The organism is Rothia sp. CCM 9418, assembly GCF_048512825.1.
Taxonomy (GTDB): domain Bacteria; phylum Actinomycetota; class Actinomycetes; order Actinomycetales; family Micrococcaceae; genus Rothia.
This window is the reverse complement of record NZ_JBLXXX010000001.1, coordinates 475483-494905: the sequence shown is the minus strand read 5'-3', so window position 1 is coordinate 494905 and position 19423 is coordinate 475483. Positions and strand designations below refer to the sequence as shown.

General features: G+C 48.0%; 17 protein-coding genes. 5 read left to right on the top strand and 12 right to left on the bottom strand.

Translation table 11 applies throughout. From position 1 onward, the window contains the following. Nucleotides 1-3: 3 nt before the first annotated feature. The 3 genes from ACN083_RS02355 to ACN083_RS02345 all read left to right on the top strand — a co-directional run bounded on the left by ACN083_RS02355 (nucleotide 4) and on the right by ACN083_RS02345 (nucleotide 2497). Nucleotides 4-750 carry a GntR family transcriptional regulator gene (locus ACN083_RS02355; RefSeq protein WP_419101222.1) on the top strand — a complete coding sequence of 249 codons (747 nt, stop codon included), beginning with the start codon at nucleotides 4-6 and terminating at the stop codon, nucleotides 748-750. Between the two features lie 29 nt (nucleotides 751-779). Beyond that, nucleotides 780-1676 carry a 5-deoxy-glucuronate isomerase gene (iolB, locus tag ACN083_RS02350; RefSeq protein WP_419101221.1) on the top strand — a complete coding sequence of 299 codons (897 nt, stop codon included), beginning with the start codon at nucleotides 780-782 and terminating at the stop codon, nucleotides 1674-1676. Nucleotides 1677-1750: 74 nt separating this feature from the next. After that, entirely contained in the window at nucleotides 1751-2497 is a 747-nt protein-coding gene (locus tag ACN083_RS02345; RefSeq protein ID WP_419101220.1) for a sulfite exporter TauE/SafE family protein, read from the top strand. Between the two features lie 88 nt (nucleotides 2498-2585). Here the strand turns inward: ACN083_RS02345 and ACN083_RS02340 are convergent, their stop codons facing one another. From ACN083_RS02340 to ACN083_RS02290, 11 genes are all read right to left on the bottom strand, one after another. Then, on the bottom strand, nucleotides 2586-3797 hold the full coding sequence (locus ACN083_RS02340) for a Gfo/Idh/MocA family protein (protein WP_419101219.1): 1212 nt from the start codon (nucleotides 3795-3797) through the stop codon (nucleotides 2586-2588). Nucleotides 3798-3919: 122 nt separating this feature from the next. Then, nucleotides 3920-5362: a sugar porter family MFS transporter gene (locus tag ACN083_RS02335; RefSeq protein WP_419101218.1), complete on the bottom strand. Its 1443-nt coding sequence runs from the start codon at nucleotides 5360-5362 to the stop codon at nucleotides 3920-3922. A 325-nt stretch (nucleotides 5363-5687) separates the two neighbouring features. Beyond that, nucleotides 5688-6662, bottom strand: a complete 975-nt coding sequence (locus tag ACN083_RS02330; RefSeq protein WP_419101217.1) for a Gfo/Idh/MocA family protein — start codon at nucleotides 6660-6662, stop codon at nucleotides 5688-5690. A 40-nt stretch (nucleotides 6663-6702) separates the two neighbouring features. After that, entirely contained in the window at nucleotides 6703-7620 is a 918-nt protein-coding gene (locus tag ACN083_RS02325) for a sugar phosphate isomerase/epimerase family protein (RefSeq protein WP_419101216.1), read from the bottom strand. Nucleotides 7621-7884: 264 nt separating this feature from the next. Then, nucleotides 7885-9384 (bottom strand): CoA-acylating methylmalonate-semialdehyde dehydrogenase, encoded by a 1500-nt coding sequence (locus ACN083_RS02320; protein WP_419101215.1) that lies wholly within the window; start codon nucleotides 9382-9384, stop codon nucleotides 7885-7887. An 86-nt stretch (nucleotides 9385-9470) separates the two neighbouring features. After that, a complete protein-coding gene (gene iolD, locus ACN083_RS02315) occupies nucleotides 9471-11405 on the bottom strand; it encodes a 3D-(3,5/4)-trihydroxycyclohexane-1,2-dione acylhydrolase (decyclizing) (RefSeq protein WP_419101214.1) in 1935 nt (644 codons plus the stop codon). Between the two features lie 40 nt (nucleotides 11406-11445). Beyond that, nucleotides 11446-12360 carry a Cgl0159 family (beta/alpha)8-fold protein gene (locus ACN083_RS02310; RefSeq protein WP_419101213.1) on the bottom strand — a complete coding sequence of 305 codons (915 nt, stop codon included), beginning with the start codon at nucleotides 12358-12360 and terminating at the stop codon, nucleotides 11446-11448. Between the two features lie 34 nt (nucleotides 12361-12394). After that, a complete protein-coding gene (gene iolC / locus ACN083_RS02305) occupies nucleotides 12395-13360 on the bottom strand; it encodes a 5-dehydro-2-deoxygluconokinase (protein WP_419101212.1) in 966 nt (321 codons plus the stop codon). 424 nt (nucleotides 13361-13784) lie between these two features. Beyond that, complete coding sequence (locus tag ACN083_RS02300; protein WP_419101211.1) at nucleotides 13785-14252, bottom strand: GyrI-like domain-containing protein; 468 nt, start codon at nucleotides 14250-14252, stop codon at nucleotides 13785-13787. A 15-nt stretch (nucleotides 14253-14267) separates the two neighbouring features. After that, a complete protein-coding gene (deoD, locus tag ACN083_RS02295) occupies nucleotides 14268-14978 on the bottom strand; it encodes a purine-nucleoside phosphorylase (RefSeq protein ID WP_419101210.1) in 711 nt (236 codons plus the stop codon). A 102-nt stretch (nucleotides 14979-15080) separates the two neighbouring features. After that, entirely contained in the window at nucleotides 15081-15680 is a 600-nt protein-coding gene (locus tag ACN083_RS02290) for an arsenic metallochaperone ArsD family protein (protein ID WP_419101209.1), read from the bottom strand. 188 nt (nucleotides 15681-15868) lie between these two features. Here ACN083_RS02290 and ACN083_RS02285 point away from each other — a divergent pair, with 188 nt between their 5' ends. Beyond that, nucleotides 15869-16384, top strand: a complete 516-nt coding sequence (locus ACN083_RS02285) for a PTS sugar transporter subunit IIA (RefSeq protein WP_419101208.1) — start codon at nucleotides 15869-15871, stop codon at nucleotides 16382-16384. A gap of 8 nt (nucleotides 16385-16392) precedes the next feature. On the opposite strand, the gene ACN083_RS02280 is transcribed toward ACN083_RS02285, so the two are convergent. Continuing rightward, the gene (locus ACN083_RS02280) at nucleotides 16393-17706 is read right to left on the bottom strand and encodes a hypothetical protein (protein ID WP_419101207.1); all 1314 of its coding nucleotides are present in this window, start codon (nucleotides 17704-17706) and stop codon (nucleotides 16393-16395) included. A gap of 193 nt (nucleotides 17707-17899) precedes the next feature. Here ACN083_RS02280 and ACN083_RS02275 point away from each other — a divergent pair, with 193 nt between their 5' ends. Beyond that, complete coding sequence (locus tag ACN083_RS02275) at nucleotides 17900-19408, top strand: NAD-dependent succinate-semialdehyde dehydrogenase (protein WP_419101206.1); 1509 nt, start codon at nucleotides 17900-17902, stop codon at nucleotides 19406-19408. The last annotated feature ends 15 nt before the right edge of the window (nucleotides 19409-19423 follow it).

The window sequence follows — 19423 nt, the reverse complement described above, 5'->3', positions numbered from 1 at the left end:
TTGATGATGGCTACTATAGATTTTCCTGCAATTACTATTGATCGTTCTTCCCCTATTCCCCTGTACCATCAGCTTGTTAACGGCATTAACCACCATATTGCTGAGGGAAAGATTCCTACTGGTTCAATGCTCCCTAACGAACTAGAACTTGCTGCTCAGCTGCATTTATCACGTCCAACTGTGCGTAAAGCTATGGATGAGCTTGTTCGTGGTGGGCTACTTGTTCGTAAACGTGGGGTAGGTACACAGGTTGTTTCAAACGAAATTCGTCGCCCCTTGAGCCTGTCTTCTCTATACAACGATTTGCAACGAAGCGGTATTGAACCAACAACACGTGTCATTACCTATGAAGTGGTTGAAGCTGATGAGCAAATTGCAGAGAAACTTGCCTTAACTGATGACCTATCGGTTTATCATCTGGTTCGTGTTCGTTACGAAAACGGTACTCCACTAGCTTTAATGGAGAACTGGGTTCCTGTTAGTGCGGTCTCTTTGACGGAGGACGAATTAAATGAACGCGGTTTGTATGAACTCATGGGATCTCGTGGGGTGACGTTCTCTCTTGCTCAACAAAAAATTGGTGCCACTATAGCTAATAAGTATCAGGCGGTAGAGCTTGATACCCATGAGGGTGCACCGTTGGTGACGATGTTCCGCACCACTATGAATGACACCGGTGTTCGTGTTGAAACAGGAAAGCACGTATACCGAGCAGACCTATATTCCTTTGAAATGACGCTTTCAAACTAAAATTCTGAACTCTACGATAGGAGAGTACCGTGACACAGCAGTGGTTCTACCCAGCAGGTTCTGCTTCCCAAGACCAATGGGAGGTTTCTTTAGGGGCTTCTGACTCTACAACGACTGTAGAAGGCTGGAAACATACTGGTATTCGTGTTGCTACTTTGGGGGAAGAACCTCTGAGCTTAGATGCAGCAGATGAAGAGCGTATCATCATGCCCTTGAACGGTGATGTTCACGTCACGATAGGTGACGAACAGTACCTTCTTGAAGGTCGCGAATCTGTATTCCACGGCCCTGCAGATATCTTATATACCGGTATTAATACCCCTGTGGTGATTAGCGGAGTCAAAGGTGCGCGAGTTTCTATTTCTTCTGCACCAGCACGTGCACACTATCCTGTTCGTCATGTTAAAAAGAGTGAGATTCCTGTAGAGCTCCGTGGTGCCGGTAATTGTTCTCGTCAGGTTCATAATTTTGGTACTCCAGCAGCGTTAGAAGCAGACCGTTTCATTGTCTGTGAAGTGATTACTCCTGCTGGTAACTGGTCTTCATATCCTCCTCATAAGCATGATGTGGAGCAAGAAGGGGAAACTGCGTTAGAAGAGATTTATTATTTTGAGACTCGCCCTGCAGTAGGTGCACCGGCAGAAGCGCAGGATGCGATTGGTTACCAGCGTGTATATGCTTCAGATGAACGTCCCATTGATGTCAACGCTGAAGTGCGTACCGGTGACGTGGTGTTGGTGCCTTATGGTTGGCATGGGCCAGCCATGGCGGCTCCTGGCTACGATTTGTATTACTTGAATGTTATGGCAGGTCCTGGACCTGTTCGTGATTGGCTGATCAGCGATGACCCACACCATGGCTGGGTCCGTTCGACATGGGACAATCAGGAGATTGATCCTCGTCTTCCTTTCACCGCAGAACAATAAAAATATAATATGTCCAGAGGTGCTAAAGAATTATTCTTTAGCACCTCTGGCTTTAACATGATGGGGCAAAAACAATGCTGAATATTATAGGGGAGTACTCTCTAATTTCTTGGGCTCTTCTAGGATGTGCAGCCTTTTTAGTGGGTATCTCTAAGACGATGCTTCCGGGAGTTAATCTTATTTCTGTTATTATTTTTGCTTCTCTCATGCCAGCAAAAATATCAACGGGCGCATTATTAATATTGCTCATCATCGGCGATATTTCAGCGTTAGTAGCGTATAGAAAACATGCTCATTGGAAAACACTCTTGACCTTGGTGCCGGCTGTGCTTTGTGGCTTATTTGTGGGTGCTGCGTATCTTTTTGTTTCTAATGATCAGGTGATTCGTCGTAGTATTGGTTGGATTTTATTGGCTTTGATGGTGCTGACTCTTCTTCAGCGTCAGAGCCGTCATTCAGCACAGAACACTTCGCAGAAGTTTGCTTGGTTTTATGGGGGACTTGGTGGTTTTACCACGATGGTCGCTAATGCTGGTGGGCCAGTCATGAACATGTATTTCTTGGCGAGCCGTTTTAACGTTCAGCTTTTCTTAGGGACAACAGCTTGGTTTTTTGCGGTGATGAACGTGCTGAAACTTCCTTTTTCTGTGAGTTTAGGGTTGGTGAACCCTCACACGTTAACATTAGGTTTAGTCTTACTTCCGCTGCTTCTTCTGGGAAGTTTTATAGGCTGGTTTTATGCTCGACGTATTCCACAAAAAGTTTTTGAGCGTCTTGTAATTGTTGTGACGTGGGTGGGGGCTCTTTACCTAGTTTTCTAAAAGGTTTTGAGTATGCTTAAGGCTCTTTGAAACCGGTTTCCCCTCCAGTTTCAAAGAGCCTTAAGTATCTCTAGGAGTTATTTTCTTCTTATCGTTTGGAGAGGTCTTCTCCGCTGGCACTAGTGCCAGTAACAGGTTCCACTACCTGCCATGTCTGCGTTTCCGCAGAGTCTACTGCCGCTGAGATGACGCGGTTAGCGAGGAGTGCGTCGTGAATATCAGCGTGAATCTTTTCTTGTCCAAGATATGCTTGAAGGAATTTCTTCGCTTCAATAATTTTTAGGTCGTCATATCCCATGGAAGTTCCTGCCCCTGGCTGGAAGAAGGAGAAATCTCCAAAGCCTGGGCCGGCAAAAATACGAGTGTATCCAACCTGCTCGCCAGCTGATCCAAGAGCTAATTCGAGTTCGTTCATACGCTCAAAATCCCATTTGAGGGAGCCCTCAGTGCCGTAAATTTCAATAGCGTACTGGGCGCGTGGGCCAACACTCACACGAGAGGCTTCAAGAGTTCCTACCGCGCCTACGCCACCAAGACGTACTAAGAGTGCGGCGTAATCTTCATTCTCGACCGGTGCCATTTCACCATTTTCAATGACTGCGAAGTGGGTTCCGCTTCCCATAGGAAGTTTGGGGCGCTCGGTATGGACGGTATGGGTGAGCGCACAGACCTCAGTGATAGGGCCGACGGTGTAGTGAATAAGATCTGCTAGATGCCCTAAAAGGTCTCCTAATACGCCGGTTCCAGCAAGGTCCCGTACAAAACGCCAAGAGAGCGCTCCGCGGGGGTCTGAAGAATAATCTGCAAAGAATGAACCACGAACGTTGGTGATTCTTCCAAGTTTTCCGTCGCTGATGAGTTGACGAGCGTATTCGATAGCTGGCGTGTTGCGATAGTTGAATCCCACAGCAGTGACTACGCCATTTTTGCGAGCTTCATCAACAATTTCTTGGGTTTCGTCCGCGGAGCGTCCTGCTGGTTTTTCAATCCAGAAAGCTTTACCAGCTGCTGCTGCTTCCTTGCCGATTTGTGCGTGCAAGAAGTTAGGTGCGCAGATAGAGACAACATCAATATCGGGGTTTGCGAGGACATCTTGATAGTTAGTTGTTCCGCTTTCAAAACCAAGAACATTAACAGCGTAATCGACGCGTTCTTCGGAGGTATCTGCGGCTTGAACGAGACGAGTCTTGATGCCTAACTCAGGGTAGACCTGTGGAACTGCTGCGTAGGCTTTGCTGTGGACTTTTCCCATCCAACCGACACTGATAAGACCAACGTTAATGGTACGTGTTGTTGTCATGATGTGACCTTTTCAAAAAAGTAGTAGATGTATAGAACTGAGGAAAATGGAACCGTAGCCCCTATACCCATCGTGAGCAATAGAGGCTACGGAACATCAAGAGAGGTTATTTCAGTGGTAGTTTATTTGTTCTTGACAATGTAGATAGCACCGGTAGTGACGCCAACTTCCACTTCTTCAAGGCTCTTACCGCGGGTTTCGGGTAGGAACTTGAACATCACGAACGCTGCGATTGCGTTGATGACGGCGAATCCGAAGAAGGTGGAGTTTAGTCCAACTGCTTTAAGGATTGAAGGGAACGCGAAGGAGATTGCAGCATTTGCAAGCCAGAGACAGAGAACTGCGAAGCCCATACCGAATGCGCGAATCTGCTGAGGGAAAATCTCCGAGAGAAGAACCCACGTTGCAACGTTCAAGAAGGTCTGCATCGAACCGACGAAGCCGACGATGAGAAGCAAGAGAATGTAAGGGCGAGCTGCAGAGTCGGTAGGTAGTACCAATGCTGCAGTACCGATGAGGAGGTGGAAGATAGTAACCAAAGTGTAGCCGGTGATAACGGTGGTACGACGGTTAATTTTTTCCATCATCCACAATGCGATGAATGCGCCAACAACAGCGATAATACCGGGGGCGATATTAGCGATAAGAGCTGCGTTCTTAGAGAATCCAGATTCTTGAAGAACAATCTGACCGTAGTACATGATGGAGTTGATACCGGTGAATTGCTGGAATACCGCAAGTGCAACACCAACAAGGACGATGCGAAGAATCCACTTGTCTTTGAGCATGGAGGACACGCTAGGAGCAACCATGGTGGATTCTTTTTCGAGGGTTCGCTGAATATCCTTAGCCTCAGCTTCTGCACGTTTTTCGGTGCGGATCTGTCGGAGGACTTCAGTTGCCTCGTCAAGACGACCCTTAGAGACTAACCAGCGAGGAGATTCTGGAACGCGGAGCATGCCGATGAACAAGAATACTGCAGGAACTGCACAGATAGCGAGCATGATACGCCAGACACCATCAAGGTGGCCCCATACGTTGCCGATAAATGCGTTGATGACGAATGCTGCCAACTGACCGACAACAATCATCATTTCGTTGCGTCCAGAGAGAGAACCGCGAATTTCGTAAGGTGCAAGTTCTGCAAGGAACACGGGAACGACGGTGGAAGCGCCACCGACGCCGATACCGAGTAGGACGCGTCCAAGGACGAGTAGGCCTAGGCTTGGTGCGAAGGAGCACGCTAATGCGCCGAGGAAGAAGATAATTGCGAGCCCCATGATGGTCTTACGACGACCAAATTTGTCGGAAATGCCACCGGAGAAGAGTGCGCCAAATGCTGCAGCGAAAAGGAGTGAAGAAGTAACGATACCTTCTGTTTTTTCGTTGAGGCCTAGCTCTTCTGACATGGGAAGTAGAGCACCGTTGATGACACCGGTGTCGTAGCCAAAGAGCAAACCGCCGAGAGTTGCTACAACCGCGACCTGGCCGAGGCGTTTACTGTGAGGCCCCTTGGTGAGAGGCGGTAAGTTCGCCTCCGACGCACTAACAGAGTGTCCTGACATTATGACTCCTTCGTCTATAAGAAATGTCGATAGTAGATATATGAGGTTAAACGATAGTCTCTGTAGGCGAGCTTACCTAACCTCATGCTCTATAGAGTGTGTGGTTTTAGTAACCGATTACTCAACAGAGAACCCAATGTGTTACTAAACACTATATATTTGTCATGACATAATGACAATCTTTTTAAGAAAATTTTTTATCCCCTTTTTCTTGAAACGACAATCAGCCCTAATCTAAGAAAAAGAGTGCAAAGACAAGCAGATACGCGAAGAGGGGGTACCAACGTGTTGGTACCCCCTCTAGCGTAGATACCCGAAAATATCTTTAGCGATATAAATCAGGTTTCTCTTCGAGAACAACCTGCTCAACATTTCCGGAATTCAACGCCGCAAAACCAGCTTCACAACAAGCAGCCGCCGCATAACCATCCCAAGCAGATGGGCCAGTATGCTCACCCTTGCTGATGGCATTAATCCATGCCTGAACTTCTTGATCATATGCATCAACAAAGCGAGGCTCAAAACTGGGGCAGGTCAAATCTTGACCGACAGAAATGTGGTTTTCTTCAAATACCGCGCGAGTAGTTACAGAATATCCAAAACGAGCAGTGACATGAGTGCTAACCGTTACCAGTACGCCAGACTCAGTCTCCATAATGACCTTTGCCGGATCAGCAAGCTCACCTTGAGCATGCTTGGTCTTCTTGCCAGAGATTACACGGACTGTCTTAATCTCTTCACCAGTCAGATAACGAACTCCGTCAAACTCGTGAACAACAGTGTCGTCAATGAGATTGCGCCCCGTATAAGAATCCAACACATACGGATTAATATGTTCGCAATCAAGCTGCAAAAGTTCACCATAAGAACCAGCTTGAACAGCTGCACGAATAGTGCGGTAACCGCCATCAAAACGACGCATGAAGCCAACCTGAATCAACTTCTTGCCGGTAGCAACTTCAGCCTTAACAATTTCATATGCAGAGGCTGAATCTGGGGTGAGTGGCTTCTCGCAAAGAATAGGCAATCCAGCCTCTAATGCAGGCTGTAAAACAGGTGCATGTAAGAAACCAGGAGTCGCAATTAAAACAGCGTCAACACTGTCAGACTCAAGAGCCTTGTGGAAATCAGTATAAACCTGAGCTCCATCAATACCTTCAAGAGCTTCAATAGCCTTAGACTCATCAATATCTACTACTGCGCTAACGCGTGCGCCATCAATACGTTCGTGAATACGACGAATATGGTCGTATCCCATACGTCCAGCGCCAACAACGGCAACACGAATATCCTGAGACATCTTTACTTCCTTTTCAATAACAGATGAAGTTGGGTTATCTTTAGCCAATTACGGTGCGAGAACCGCAACCAAGTAGATAAGTTTTGGTGCGCTGAGCGATAGGTAGTGGGATATCAAAAGATTTCACAGGATACATATCCTGCTCAACAATGCCAAAGAGTGGTCGGTTGAGAGCCTCAGCAGCTTCAATAACTTTCGACAAGTCAGGCAATCCGTGAGGTGGTTCGCACATCACTCCACTTGCGGTTGCATCTTTGAAAGTCATGTTTTCTTCACGTACTCGGCGAAGAATCTCGGGGTCTACCTGCTTCAAGTGCAAGTACCCGATGCGTTCAGGATACTTTTCAATGAGTTCAACAGAAGAAGCTCCACCATACTGGGCATGTCCGGTGTCCAAGCAGAGAGTAACAAGCTTCGGGTCAGTTACAGCAAGGAACTTTTCAATCTCTTCCATGGTCTCAACATGAGAATCTGCATGGGAGTGGAACTGCTGGAACAAGCCGAAGTCGCGCTGAAGGGTTTCTCCAAGCTTGTTATGTCCTTGAGCAAGATTATCCCACTGCTGTTCGGTCAAGGTTGATGGCTCTAGTTCTTCGCCGGTCTTGTCATCGCGCCAAAGAGCCGGAATAACAACAATGTGCTTTGCGCCCATAGCTGCTGTTAGTTCAGCAACCTTGCGAGCGGGCTCCCATGCGATATCCCACTGCTCCTGTCCGCCTCGATGGAAAGCCGTGAAAACAGTTCCAGCAGAAATTTGCAAATCGCGCTCTTTAAGTTCGCGAGCCAAAACCTCTGGTTCTGCAGGGAGGTAGCCGTAAGGTCCAAGTTCAATCCACTTGTAGCCAGCTTCAGCAACTTCATCTAGGAAACGCTGCCACGGTGTTTGAGCGTCGTCGTCGGCGAACCATACGCCCCAAGAGTCGGGGGCTGTGCCAATGATGAGGTTATTCTCGGTCATGTTCTCACGCTTTCATCGTTGAAAAGTGTTGTCTGGGTGAAAATGAAGAGTTTCAAAAACCCTTAACTATGTAAAGACATACTATCAAATAATGTGTGGTGGTGAACATAGTAGAAGAAAAAGTTTGAGAAAAATTATGAACCCTCAAAGAACCTACATCAACCCTAGCCACAACCACAAAAGAGGAGGGGCTAGTAACCAGTAATCACTAGCTACTAACCCCTCACAACCATCACACATCCAATAAAGGATCCTTTTTAGTCACTAGTTACGTGACTCAAAATTAAAGTTCGCTCCAGAAGCTTGCTTCGGCTCAGGCCAACGCTGAGTAATAGCCTTGCCACGAGTGTAGAAGCGAAGACCATCTTCACCATAAATATGGTGCTCACCAAAGAGCGAATCGTTCCAACCACCGAAAGAGTGATTTGCCAACGGAACAGGCAACGGAACATTGACACCAACCATGCCGACCTTAATCTTTCGGCTAAAGGTACGAGCTGCAGCACCAGAGGAAGTGAAGATGCAGGTACCATTTCCGAAGGGATTGGAGTTAATCAAATCAATACCTTCTTGCAAAGTATTAACACGAATAACTACCAAAACAGGACCAAAAATCTCTTCACCATAAGCGCTCATCTCAGGTGAAACATTATCCAAGATGGTCGGGCCAACAAAGTTACCCTTCTCATGGCCAGGTACAACAAGGTTACGACCATCAATAACAACGGTAGCGCCAGCCTTCTCAGCCTCAGTAATAATGCGCTGAACACGCTCACAAGACTGCGGAGTAATCAAAGGACCCATATCAGCGTCCTTATCCATACCGTTAGAAACCTTGATGTTACGAGCTAAAGCGGTCACCTTCTCGATGGTCTTCTCAGCGGCTTCTCCCACAGCAACAGCAACAGAAATAGCCATGCAACGCTGACCCGCTGCACCAAAAGCTGCAGCGTTAAGGTGCTCAGCAACAACATCCATATCAGCATCAGGCATAATCAACGCATGGTTCTTCGCTCCGCCAAGAGCCTGAACACGCTTGCCGTGCTTCGTACCAGTCTCATGAACATAACGAGCAATAGGAGTAGAACCAACAAACGAAATGCCATCAACATCAGGATGAGTCAAAAGACCGTCAACGGTCTCTTTACCACCGTGCAAAACGTTGAAAACGCCATCAGGAAGACCAGCTTCCTTCCACAACTTTGCCATGAAGTTTGCAGCAGAGGGGTCACGCTCAGAAGGCTTCAAAATGAAAGCGTTACCAGCAGCAATAGCCAAAGGCGCCATCCACAACTGAATCATGACAGGGAAGTTGAATGGAGTAATACCAGCAACAACGCCCAAAGGCTCACGAACAGAATACGCATCAATACCAGTTGCGGCCTGCGGAGTGAAACGACCACTCACAAGGTTGGTAATACCGCAAGCATACTCAACGATTTCCTGACCACGAGCAATCTCACCGCGAGCGTCAGAAAGAACCTTACCGTGTTCTGAAACAACAAGTTCTGCTAACTCTCCAGTGTGCTTTACAAGAAGCTCACGGAAACGGAAAAGAACAGCGGTGCGCTTTGCCAAAGATAGCTCAGACCAGCCTTTTGCAGCAGTCTTCGCAGCAACAACAGCCTTCTCAAGCTCGTCCTGAGAACCAAGGTGCAAAGACCCTAGAACATCTCCGGTAGCAGGGTTAAAAATTTCCTGACGAGCAGAACCAGAGCTAGGTACTTCTTCGCCGTTGATGAAGTGTAGAACTTCGTATGACATATTTACTCCTTGTATAGAGATAGAAAAATATTGGGATAATGCGTGCTGTAACACTCATACGCCACAGCACACACGACAACTAAAACTTAAGGTCCAAGAAGAGGACGCTGCATGGCCTTCTTCTCACGATAGGTCTCATAAGCATTCTGAGTAGAAGAAAGCTCACTCACACCCGTAATAGGCACATCCCACCACGATTCAGAAGACGGCGCATCAATCATCGGATCAGACTCAACATGAATAACAATCGGGCCGGAACCTTCTGGTGCTGCTTTCGCCTGAGCCACAGCATCTTGCAAACGCTCACGAACATCCTCACCCGGTTCAACACGAATAACCTTCGCACCCAAAGACTGAGCATTCGCTGCCAAATCAATAGGCAAAGTATCGCCATGATCAAAACTGTGAGTCTCTTTATCCAAGGTGCGGTACTTCGTACCAAAACGCTGAGAACCAACAGACTCAGAGAGTGCACCAATAGACGCATAGCCATGATTTTGAATCAAAACAACAATCAGTTTGATACCTTCTGCTACCGCAGTGACCAACTCAGTGTTCATCATCAGATAAGAACCATCGCCAACCATCACCACAACATCACGACCATCTTGGGTATCTAACGACGCACGCTTCACACCCAAACCGCCAGGAATCTCATAGCCCATACATGAATACGCGTATTCAACGTGGTAACCATAAGCGTCCTTAACTCGCCACATCTTGTGGAGGTCACCAGGTAATGAACCCGCTGCACACACCACAACATCGCGGTCGTCCATTGCCTCATTGACAGCACCAATAATTTCGTTTTGGCTCATCAACGGGCGATAACGCTCAGCAAAAGCATCATCAACAATGCCATTCCAGCGAGCCTTTTCTGAAGCAACTTCCTCCGTAACAGCAGAAGAAACTTTGAAACCGCTCAATGCGTCATTGAGCTTAATAAGAGCCTTCTTTGCATCAGCAACCATCGCAACAACACCACTGTGCTTATACGCATCAAATGCTGCAACGTTGATATTGACAAACTTAACATCAGGATTTTGGAATGCCGTACGAGAAGCCGTCGTGAAATCTTCGTAACGAGTACCAATACCAATAATCACATCAGCATCACGAACAAGAGCATTAGATGCCGTAGAACCAGTGGAACCAACAGCACCCAAGCACAAAGGATGATCCCAATCCATCACACCAACAGCAGCCTGAGTGTATGTGACAGGAATGCCTGTTGCTTCTGCAAACTGACGTAGCTCATTTTGAGCAAACGCATAATGTACGCCACCACCAGCAACAATGACAGGTTTCTTCGCTTCGCGAATAACACTCATCGCTGCTTGAATATCAACGTCTTCTGGCTCAGGGCGACGGATTCGCCAATGGCGAGGAGCAAGGAACTCATCAGGAACAAGAATTTCTTCTGCCTGAACATCCTGAGGCAAAGCAATCGTCACTGCACCTGTATCCACGGGGTCAGTCAAAACACGCATACCGTTCAAAAGTGCAGAGAAAACCTGCTCCGGACGCCATACACGATCAAAATAGCGGCTTACAGGACGGAAAATATCATTAACCGTCACATCTGCTGCGTCAAAACGTTCTAGCTGCTGAAGAACAGGATCCGGAACACGAGTAGCGAACTGGTCTGACGGGAAAAGCAATGCCGGAAGACGGTTCGTTGTCGCAAGAGCTGCACCCGTAACCATGTTTGAAGCACCAGGGCCAATTGACGTGGTAACCGCGTATGTTGCACGACGACGAGTATGGCGAGCATACCCAACAGCTTGGTCTACCTGAGCTTGCTCATTACGGCCTTGATAGTACGGCATCAAGGAAGGATCTAATTCCTGATACTGGCGAAGAGCCTGCCCCATGCCGGCAACATTGCCGTGCCCAAAAATACCGAAAATACCAGGAATAGTGCGCTCACAGTATTCCTGCCCATCAATGGTGTCTACGGTGTACTGGTTCGCTAAGAACTTCACCACAGTCTGAGCTACAGAGAGTTTTTGAAAACCCATAATTTGTGTCCTTATACGTCAAAAGGTGAATGAAAGAAGATTAATCGGTGATGGTGTGATGTAGAAGCGAAGCGGCTGTTTCAACAGCACCAGCAACATTGCCATCTGCAGGGTATAGCAAGGTACGCCCTACCGTAAGACCCTGAACACCAGGGAGCTTCAACGCATTTTCCCAGCTAGAGAATACCTCTTCGGGAGAACCAGAAGGATCTCCACCCAGAAGAACAGTCGGCATCGTCGTAGCTGCCATAACTCGTTCCATCTCCTCAACAACAGGAAGTTTCATCCACGTATAAGCGGTGTTAGTTCCAAGAGCTTCAGCAATACCGATAGAGGTAATGACGGCATCAGCAGAGAGATTGTTACGAATAGCGCCGTTATGAGTTTCTGAGATAAAAGGCTCAACCATCGCGTAGAGTTCTTGTTCTGCTAAAGCATTAACTGCCTGAGCGCAAGCCTCTAGGGTAGCTACAGTGTTCTCATCACCGTAGTGAATGCGGGTGAGCATTTTGCCGCCGTCAGCGCCAATACGCTTGAGATATTCGGCAGTGTGTCCGGTGAAGCGGTCGTCCATTTCGTTGACAAGCCCACTAATACCACCACGGTTCATCGACCCGAAGACGAGCTTTCCGTCAAGAGCACCTAAAAGGAGTAAGTCGTCGAGAATGTCGGGAGACGCGAGAACACCGTCCACCGCTGGGTTTTTGAGTGCAATTTGTAGGCGGTCAAGAAGATCGCGACGATCTGCCATCGCCATTGCACGATCTTTGACGCGGTTTGCTCCGCGTGCAGGGTGATCTGCAGCGACGATAAAGTTTTGTTTTCCATAACGTGGGCCTTCGTGGCGAACACGGTTGTCGGCTGCACGTTGGATAGCTTGAGGGTCCTCTAGACGGATACGTGTGAGATGCTCATATCGTCTAGGGTCACGCTCTTCATCATGAGAATGGGACATTGTAATCTCCTGAAAAATTTGGCTCGTGCGGTGCTTAGAAGTTGCGCCCATATTGAGCGAGGAACTCTTGTACTTCAGATTCGGTAGGCATAGCATCCGAACATGCAATTTGTGATGCGACGATAGCGCCTGCACCATTGGCAAAGTCGAGTACCTTATCGAGTTCCCAGCCAGAGAGCACGCCGTGCACAAAAGCTCCGCCGAAAGAGTCTCCAGCGCCAAGACCATTAGCTGTTTCAACTGGTGTTGGTGCGCATACCACACGGCTGGTTGCGGTCTTTGCAAGAACACCGTTGGCACCCATCTTCACGACAGCAAGTTTGACGCCTGCTTCAAGGAGTCGGTCTGCTTGTTCATCTGGGGTGCCGTCTCCAACTGCTACGGCGCATTCTTCGCGGTTTCCGATAGCGATAGTTGCATAGGAGAGAAGCTGTTGAGCAGCTTGTTGTGCCTGCTCAATGTTTTCCCAGAACATGGGGCGGTAATCTAGATCGAGGATGGTGTGTTGTTCGTCGGAGAGGAGATCTCGTGGGCGTGCCTCATGTGCTGCAAGTTGCGCGCTACGAGCTGGTTCTTGGCACATTCCTGTTAGAGTGCTCCAGAAAATACGGCTCTCTTTGACAGCTTCTTTGTTGATGTCTGCTTCGGTGAGCTGTAAATCTGGTGCGGTGGGGAAGCGGCCGTAGAAGTATAGGGGGAAATCTTCTGGCGGCTTGATAGCGCAGAAAGTTACGCATGTTTGCAGCTGAGGATCAGTTGAAACATGAGCTTCGTCTACACCGTATTTTTTGAGTTCACGGCGAAGAAAAGTGCCGAAAGGGTCATTGCCAACGCGGGTAATGACCGAAGTTTTATGTCCGTAACGGGCAGCTGCTACCGCTACGTTTGCAGGGGAGCCACCGAGGTATTTACCGAATGATGTGACGTCTTCTAGTCCGACTCCAATGTCGTTAGGGTATACGTCAACGCTGATGCGGCCCATGGTGAGAAGGTCGTACATGAAATCTTTCCTTAGTGGGGTCGTATGGGTTTGGCGTCCTCGCCGAAAAGCTGTTAGTTATAGCGTGCCCCATCACACACCCAAATGTCAATGTTTGTACTGACATAGTTACAAAGTTTCTTTATTTTGCGTTAAAGACTGGAAAAAATTGCAAAAAACTTCACCCTGATACCCCACCCGAAAAAACAAGAACCCCCTACTTCTTGTCACAATAGAACGCCTAGAAAACCCCGTATAAACTATCTGGCTAGCAGAATATTTCCACCTGCCCCATACACCTCAGCCCCAGAACGTGATACCTAACTTGCACCGTGCACACCAGAACTGAAAAAACACTCATACCAAACAAACACCATACGAAAAAGGTCGCTCCACCAAACAGTGAAGCGACCTTCTACACCAAAAAACGAGAAGAACTACCCTCTCAAAGTGCCTTAACAGGAACCCAAACCTGCATCATATAATCCTCAGAACTAGTATCCCCAGGACCATACACCTCCAGTGCAGGACCAGACGCCGTCAAAGCTCTCTCAGGCAAAAACGTACCCAAAAGATAATCCAAACCCGTCATAGACGCTAACGGGGCAGGGCCACGAACATCAACAATGGCATAATCACCAGCAGGAACTTCTGCCGCATTCAAACCCAAAGCCTGCGCGTTATCCCGAGAATTCACCACCAAACCAGCCATATAATCAAACTCTTGACGCATATTAGCACCAAAAATAATGGCAACCTGCTGAGTGCCCTCAGTGCTAAAACCAGCCAGCTTAACCGTATTCAAAACACGCTCCCACACATCAGCATTGCCAACAGCAGGATCAATCGTCTCACGTAAACCAGCAAGAACAAGCGATGGGCGATGCTCCACTCGCGCAAAATCAGACATCATAAACGCCAGTATCCCTTAACGTGCAGCAACCGGAAGAACAAGCTCCATCATCTGAGTAAAGCTCTTCTGACGCTGCTCACTGGTGGTCTCTTCACCCTTAAACAAATGATCAGAAACCGTGAACAAAGCCAACGCCTCAACACCAGCATGTGCCGCAACAGAATAAATACCAGCAGTCTCCATCTCAACCGCAAGAACACCCATCTGAGCCCAACGCTGAGCATCAGAAGGATCATGACGATAAAACACATCAGAAGACAAAACATTACCCACATGCAACTGAACACCCTGAGACTCAGCCTCCTGCGCCACAGCAGAAAGCAGACTCCACGATGCAGTCGGGGCAAAAGTACCAGGAAGCTTGTACTGATGCATGAAATGAGAATCTGTAGAAGCTGAAGCCGCAACCACAATATCGAATAGTTCAAGCTGATCTTGCATGCCACCACAAGAACCAATACGAATCAGGCGCTCAACACCGAACGTATGAATCAGCTCATAAGTATAAAGACTCGCAGAAGGAATACCCATGCCAGAGCCCATCACAGAAACCTGCTGACCATTAAACATTCCTGTAAACCCAAACATGTTACGAACAGTATTAAACTGCTGAACATCGCTCAGATAATTTTCCGCGATAAACTGCGCACGAAGAGGGTCCCCCGGCAAAAGAACAGTTTTTGCAATAGGAACACCCTGAGGGTTGATATGAGGAGTGCTTGTCATAGGAGCGTCCTTTCAAAGACCATACAGAACTTCAACATCACTGCTGAAGAACACGCTAATAATTCTCAATACTTTAGTTTAGGTGATATGAACGGATAGACCCTATCCGCAACCACAGCCACCGCAACCACAACCCCCAGAAGCCGGCGCACCAGAGAGTCGACGCTCTACCTCAGATAATTCTTCGTCTGAAAACTCATCCTGATTCTCCGCAGACTCCATCAGGTTCTGACGCTGACCAATATCCGGTGTCCCAGAAGGAATCTGAGAAAGACCCGCTAACGTTGCAGCAAAACCTGCCGGAGCTGAAGGCTTTGCAGGGGGAGCCGACTCTGTGGCGACAGGGCCACAACCAGTGGCAGTCGCTGACACCTTTTTCTGCTGCACACTACGAGCGCGCGAAAAACGCTGTAACTGTTCAGCATCAGGGTAGTGATAAGACACCTTCACCTCACCATCAACCAACAAAATAGGGAGCACATCAGCACCCGATATCTCAATCTGATCAGCTACCGGAACACACTGCGTAAAAGCGCTCGGATAAGAATCTGTTGAATAAACAACAATATCTAAACCTTCATCAAGAAGTTGCTGAGCTGTCCTAAGAAACTCCTCACGCTCTATATCTTGCGGGTCGTCAGGATTCTCTCCCGGAGCGGGAATAAACACCTCAAGTTCAGCATTTTGTACAGTATCAGCCACAATTCTCCTCATCATGATAGAACTCGTATCAACGTTACCCGTGCAGAAGATACTTTGTATATAACAATGTCGAGACAAGCCAAGAACACGTAAAATTTCTGTATCTATGAGTGGCTAAATACCACTCAAGAGTGTTCTGGGTTACTCTCATGGTGTGTAGAGAAACAACATGCGTCCAAAGGAGAACGATGTTTAGATTCAGACGAAAAAAGAGAACAGCCACGCTCTCAACCACACCATATACGCCAGAAGAACTCTTCTCGCCAGTACAAGGAACATATAAGCCACTAAACCTTGTCGGAGACCCCGTATTCTCCAGTGGGCTACTAGGAGAAGGCTACGCCGTAGAAGCGACAGAAGAAACCATCAACGCGCCCGTGAGTGGACGTATCGTTCTCATTCAAAACACCCTCCAAGCATGCGCCATCTGCACACCACAAGGGGCAGAAGTGCTCATACACATTGGAGTAGACGTCGCCCAACGAAACCACTACGGGCTCAAAGCGTTAGTCGAAACAGGAACTCACATTACCGCAGGAGAACCCCTACTACGCATCAGCAGAGAAAAAGAATACGCCTCCACGCCACTGCCAGAAGTCATGGTCATGGTCACTAACATGAAGAACTTCGGCGTGAACATCACTAACAATGACGTACGTGAGGTCTCCAGCGGAGAGCACCTCGGCTACACTAAGCCACGCTAAAACGACTCCTAGCCAAGGAAAAACTTTTTAACCGCAGCTTTAAGAACACTCTCAGGCTCAGACTCTGCAAAATGACGTCTCTTCGGCTCCTCACGCTCTGCCTCAAGATTCTTCTCCTGAGCAGAAACAGGAAGTGACTCATCTGAAGAAGGCGACGATGTCTCGGGGTCAACAGCAGAAGACTCCTCGGAATTACCAAAAGCATGAGTCGCAAAATCTTGAGCAAACTCTTCCTGAGATTTCTGCTCAGCCTGCCTTGTCTGCCGTACAAACTCATCAACTTGTGAGCGATAAGATATTGTGTCGGATTCAGTAGAAGGAGTCTCTTCTTCTACCGGTAAAGAACCATCTGCAAGAACCTGAGAAGATGCAGGCTCTGTAAGAGAATCCATCGTCACCGCCGAAACAGCCTGCTCCTGCTGTGGCTGACTCTCGTGTGCGCTGTCATCTTTGATGGTGGTAGAGCTTATCCACTGAGCAACCGACGAATCCTCCAAAACGCCCCAACTCTTACGGCGCTCCTCTTCGCTGACCCAGTTGCCAGTCACAAAATCTGAGAAGGAACGAGCAAGAAGACGAGGCGGCTTTGCAATACGCGGGTCGCGGCTAATAACCTGACCCTTTGCGCCAGAAGCTCCAGGGGCAAGATCTACCGCATAAAGAGTATCTGTGTCATGGGCAATCTCTACCCACAGTCGATGAGATAGCAACGGCTGTACAACATCGCTTGGTTGCGTTGGAATACGTGGAAGCTGAGCATCTGCAAGGTCGCTCGCTCCGAAATCTTCTTCAATATGTGATGCAAGAATATCCCCAAAGGGGCCGTCTGCAATCTTTCCATCGCGTACCGTCGAACGATAAAAACGCAACTCCGGCAATGTGATGCCACCACGTTTTTTAATGATGTAATCAATATCTGAAGGAGAATAACCCTTGGTATGCCCTAAACGAGTGAGCGTACGATGAAGCGCTAAACCATCATTTTGGGTGGTTGGTACGCCCTCTAAATCACCGGGGTTATCCTCAACGGCATGATCCCCAATATCTTCATGAGAAAGCGAAGTGTCAATATTGATAACGGCGTTCGGGGGAATAGTGCCACTATTCAATAAATTCTGAGCAGCCACAAGAAAATTTTGGGTGAGCGTTGCATCAATAACGATGTTTCCGCTGTCGTTGGTCAACGAAAATTCAACTATTTCACCGTGAGAGCTATGAAGGTGCGCGTGAATAGGCTCTTGCGCCTGCTGTGAGTAATTCTCTAGAAGCGAGGTCAGAACCGGTAAATCTATAGTGTTTGTGGGGGAGCTGTTCAAACTCATGGGGTCATTTTCTCATACCGTCGCATTGTGTACAGACTCTTGCGGTAAGAAGATTAAAAATACCTTCAACAAAAGCCATTAATATCGTGATAACGGTAGCAAAAATAATAAAACCTCGCCAAAATTGCCTTAACCCATTAGGTTGGGGTGTGATAGAAGAATCATCATCTTCCCCCTATCATTCCAACATTCAATGAAGAACATGGAGAAAAGGACTAACGTGAACACCGCAATCACCGAACTCATCAACAAAGTACCCACCGGCTTGCTCATTGGCGATCAGTGGAAAGAAAGCTCCACCGGAGAAACCTTTGACGTGTTCAACCCTGCAACTGAAGAAAAACTAGCAACTATTGCCTCAGCAACTTCTCAAGACGCTACTGAAGCGTTAGACGCCGCATGTCACGCCGCATATAAAAACAAGGGGTGGGTTGAAACTCCTGCACGTGAACGAGCTGAAATTCTTCGTCGCGCCTACGAACTGGTCACAGAACGTGCCGAAGACTTCGCCCAACTTATGACACTTGAGATGGGTAAACCGCTTGCAGAAGCTCACGGAGAAGTAAAATACGGTGCTGAGTTTCTTCGCTGGTTCTCTGAAGAAACCGTTCGCAACTACGGGCGATACGTTAACACACCCGAAGGAACAAACCGTATCCTCACCTCCCGCAAACCTGTTGGTCCGTGCTTGCTCATCACCCCATGGAATTTTCCTCTTGCTATGGCAACACGCAAAGTCGCTCCAGCTATCGCCGCTGGCTGCACCATGATTCTCAAGCCAGCACGACTCACCCCTTTGACCGCGCAATACTTTGTGCAAACAATGCTCGATGCTGGACTTCCTCACGGAGTGCTCAACGTCGTACCCTCAGCCTCAGCATCTGCTATTAGTGCACCCCTCCTTGCTGATTCTCGACTGCGTAAAGTGTCCTTTACTGGATCAACGGAAGTCGGTAAAAAACTCCTCGAACAAGCTTCCGCAAATGTTCTGCGCACCTCCATGGAACTCGGCGGAAACGCGCCGTTTATCGTCTTTGACGATGCTGATATTGATGACGCCGTCAACGGCGCAATGGGCGCAAAGATGCGAAACATGGGTCAAGCCTGCACTGCCGCAAACCGTTTTATTGTGCACGAATCAGTTGCTGAAGAATTCACTGAAAAATTTGCCGAAAAAATCCGTCAGATGAAAGTCGGCAACGGCATGGATGAAGGGGTTACTTGCGGTCCTCTCATCGAAAAGAAAGCACAAGAACAGATGAGCGAAAAAGTTGCTGACGCGGTAGCTCACGGTGCTCGTATCGTTGTGGGCGGTCACGCAATAGATGGTGCAGGATATTTCTTTGAACCAACCGTGTTAGCTAACGTTCCAGCAGAAGCATCTGTGATTCGTGAAGAAATCTTTGGGCCTATTGCACCCATTATGACCTTTAGCGATGAATATGAAGCTTACCGCATGGCTAATAACACCGAATACGGGCTTGCCTCCTACGTTTACACTAAGGATTATCAGCGTCAACTGCGTGCGGCTGACCACCTAGAATTCGGTTTGGTGGGTTGGAATGCTGGGGTTATCTCTAACGCGGCTGCACCCTTTGGTGGAGTTAAACATTCTGGTTTAGGTCGTGAAGGAGCCGCAGAAGGTATCGATGAATACACCTACACGCAATATATCGGAGTTAAAGACCCCTACGCTCTTTAGCAGATATGCTGTAAG

Excerpts from the sequence above, each read along its gene's own strand:
- ACN083_RS02355 (WP_419101222.1), top strand. The coding sequence starts at position 4 with ATGATGGCTACTATAGATTTTCCTGCAATTACTATTGATCGTTCTTCC.
- ACN083_RS02345 (WP_419101220.1), top strand. The coding sequence starts at position 1,751 with ATGCTGAATATTATAGGGGAGTACTCTCTAATTTCTTGGGCTCTTCTA.
- ACN083_RS02340 (WP_419101219.1), bottom strand. The coding sequence starts at position 3,797 with ATGACAACAACACGTACCATTAACGTTGGTCTTATCAGTGTCGGTTGG.
- ACN083_RS02335 (WP_419101218.1), bottom strand. The coding sequence starts at position 5,362 with ATGTCAGGACACTCTGTTAGTGCGTCGGAGGCGAACTTACCGCCTCTC.
- ACN083_RS02330 (WP_419101217.1), bottom strand. The coding sequence starts at position 6,662 with ATGTCTCAGGATATTCGTGTTGCCGTTGTTGGCGCTGGACGTATGGGA.
- ACN083_RS02325 (WP_419101216.1), bottom strand. The coding sequence starts at position 7,620 with ATGACCGAGAATAACCTCATCATTGGCACAGCCCCCGACTCTTGGGGC.
- ACN083_RS02320 (WP_419101215.1), bottom strand. The coding sequence starts at position 9,384 with ATGTCATACGAAGTTCTACACTTCATCAACGGCGAAGAAGTACCTAGC.
- iolD (WP_419101214.1), bottom strand. The coding sequence starts at position 11,405 with ATGGGTTTTCAAAAACTCTCTGTAGCTCAGACTGTGGTGAAGTTCTTA.
- ACN083_RS02310 (WP_419101213.1), bottom strand. The coding sequence starts at position 12,360 with ATGTCCCATTCTCATGATGAAGAGCGTGACCCTAGACGATATGAGCAT.
- iolC (WP_419101212.1), bottom strand. The coding sequence starts at position 13,360 with ATGTACGACCTTCTCACCATGGGCCGCATCAGCGTTGACGTATACCCT.
- ACN083_RS02300 (WP_419101211.1), bottom strand. The coding sequence starts at position 14,252 with ATGATGTCTGATTTTGCGCGAGTGGAGCATCGCCCATCGCTTGTTCTT.
- deoD (WP_419101210.1), bottom strand. The coding sequence starts at position 14,978 with ATGACAAGCACTCCTCATATCAACCCTCAGGGTGTTCCTATTGCAAAA.
- ACN083_RS02285 (WP_419101208.1), top strand. The coding sequence starts at position 15,869 with ATGTTTAGATTCAGACGAAAAAAGAGAACAGCCACGCTCTCAACCACA.
- ACN083_RS02280 (WP_419101207.1), bottom strand. The coding sequence starts at position 17,706 with ATGAGTTTGAACAGCTCCCCCACAAACACTATAGATTTACCGGTTCTG.
- ACN083_RS02275 (WP_419101206.1), top strand. The coding sequence starts at position 17,900 with ATGAAGAACATGGAGAAAAGGACTAACGTGAACACCGCAATCACCGAA.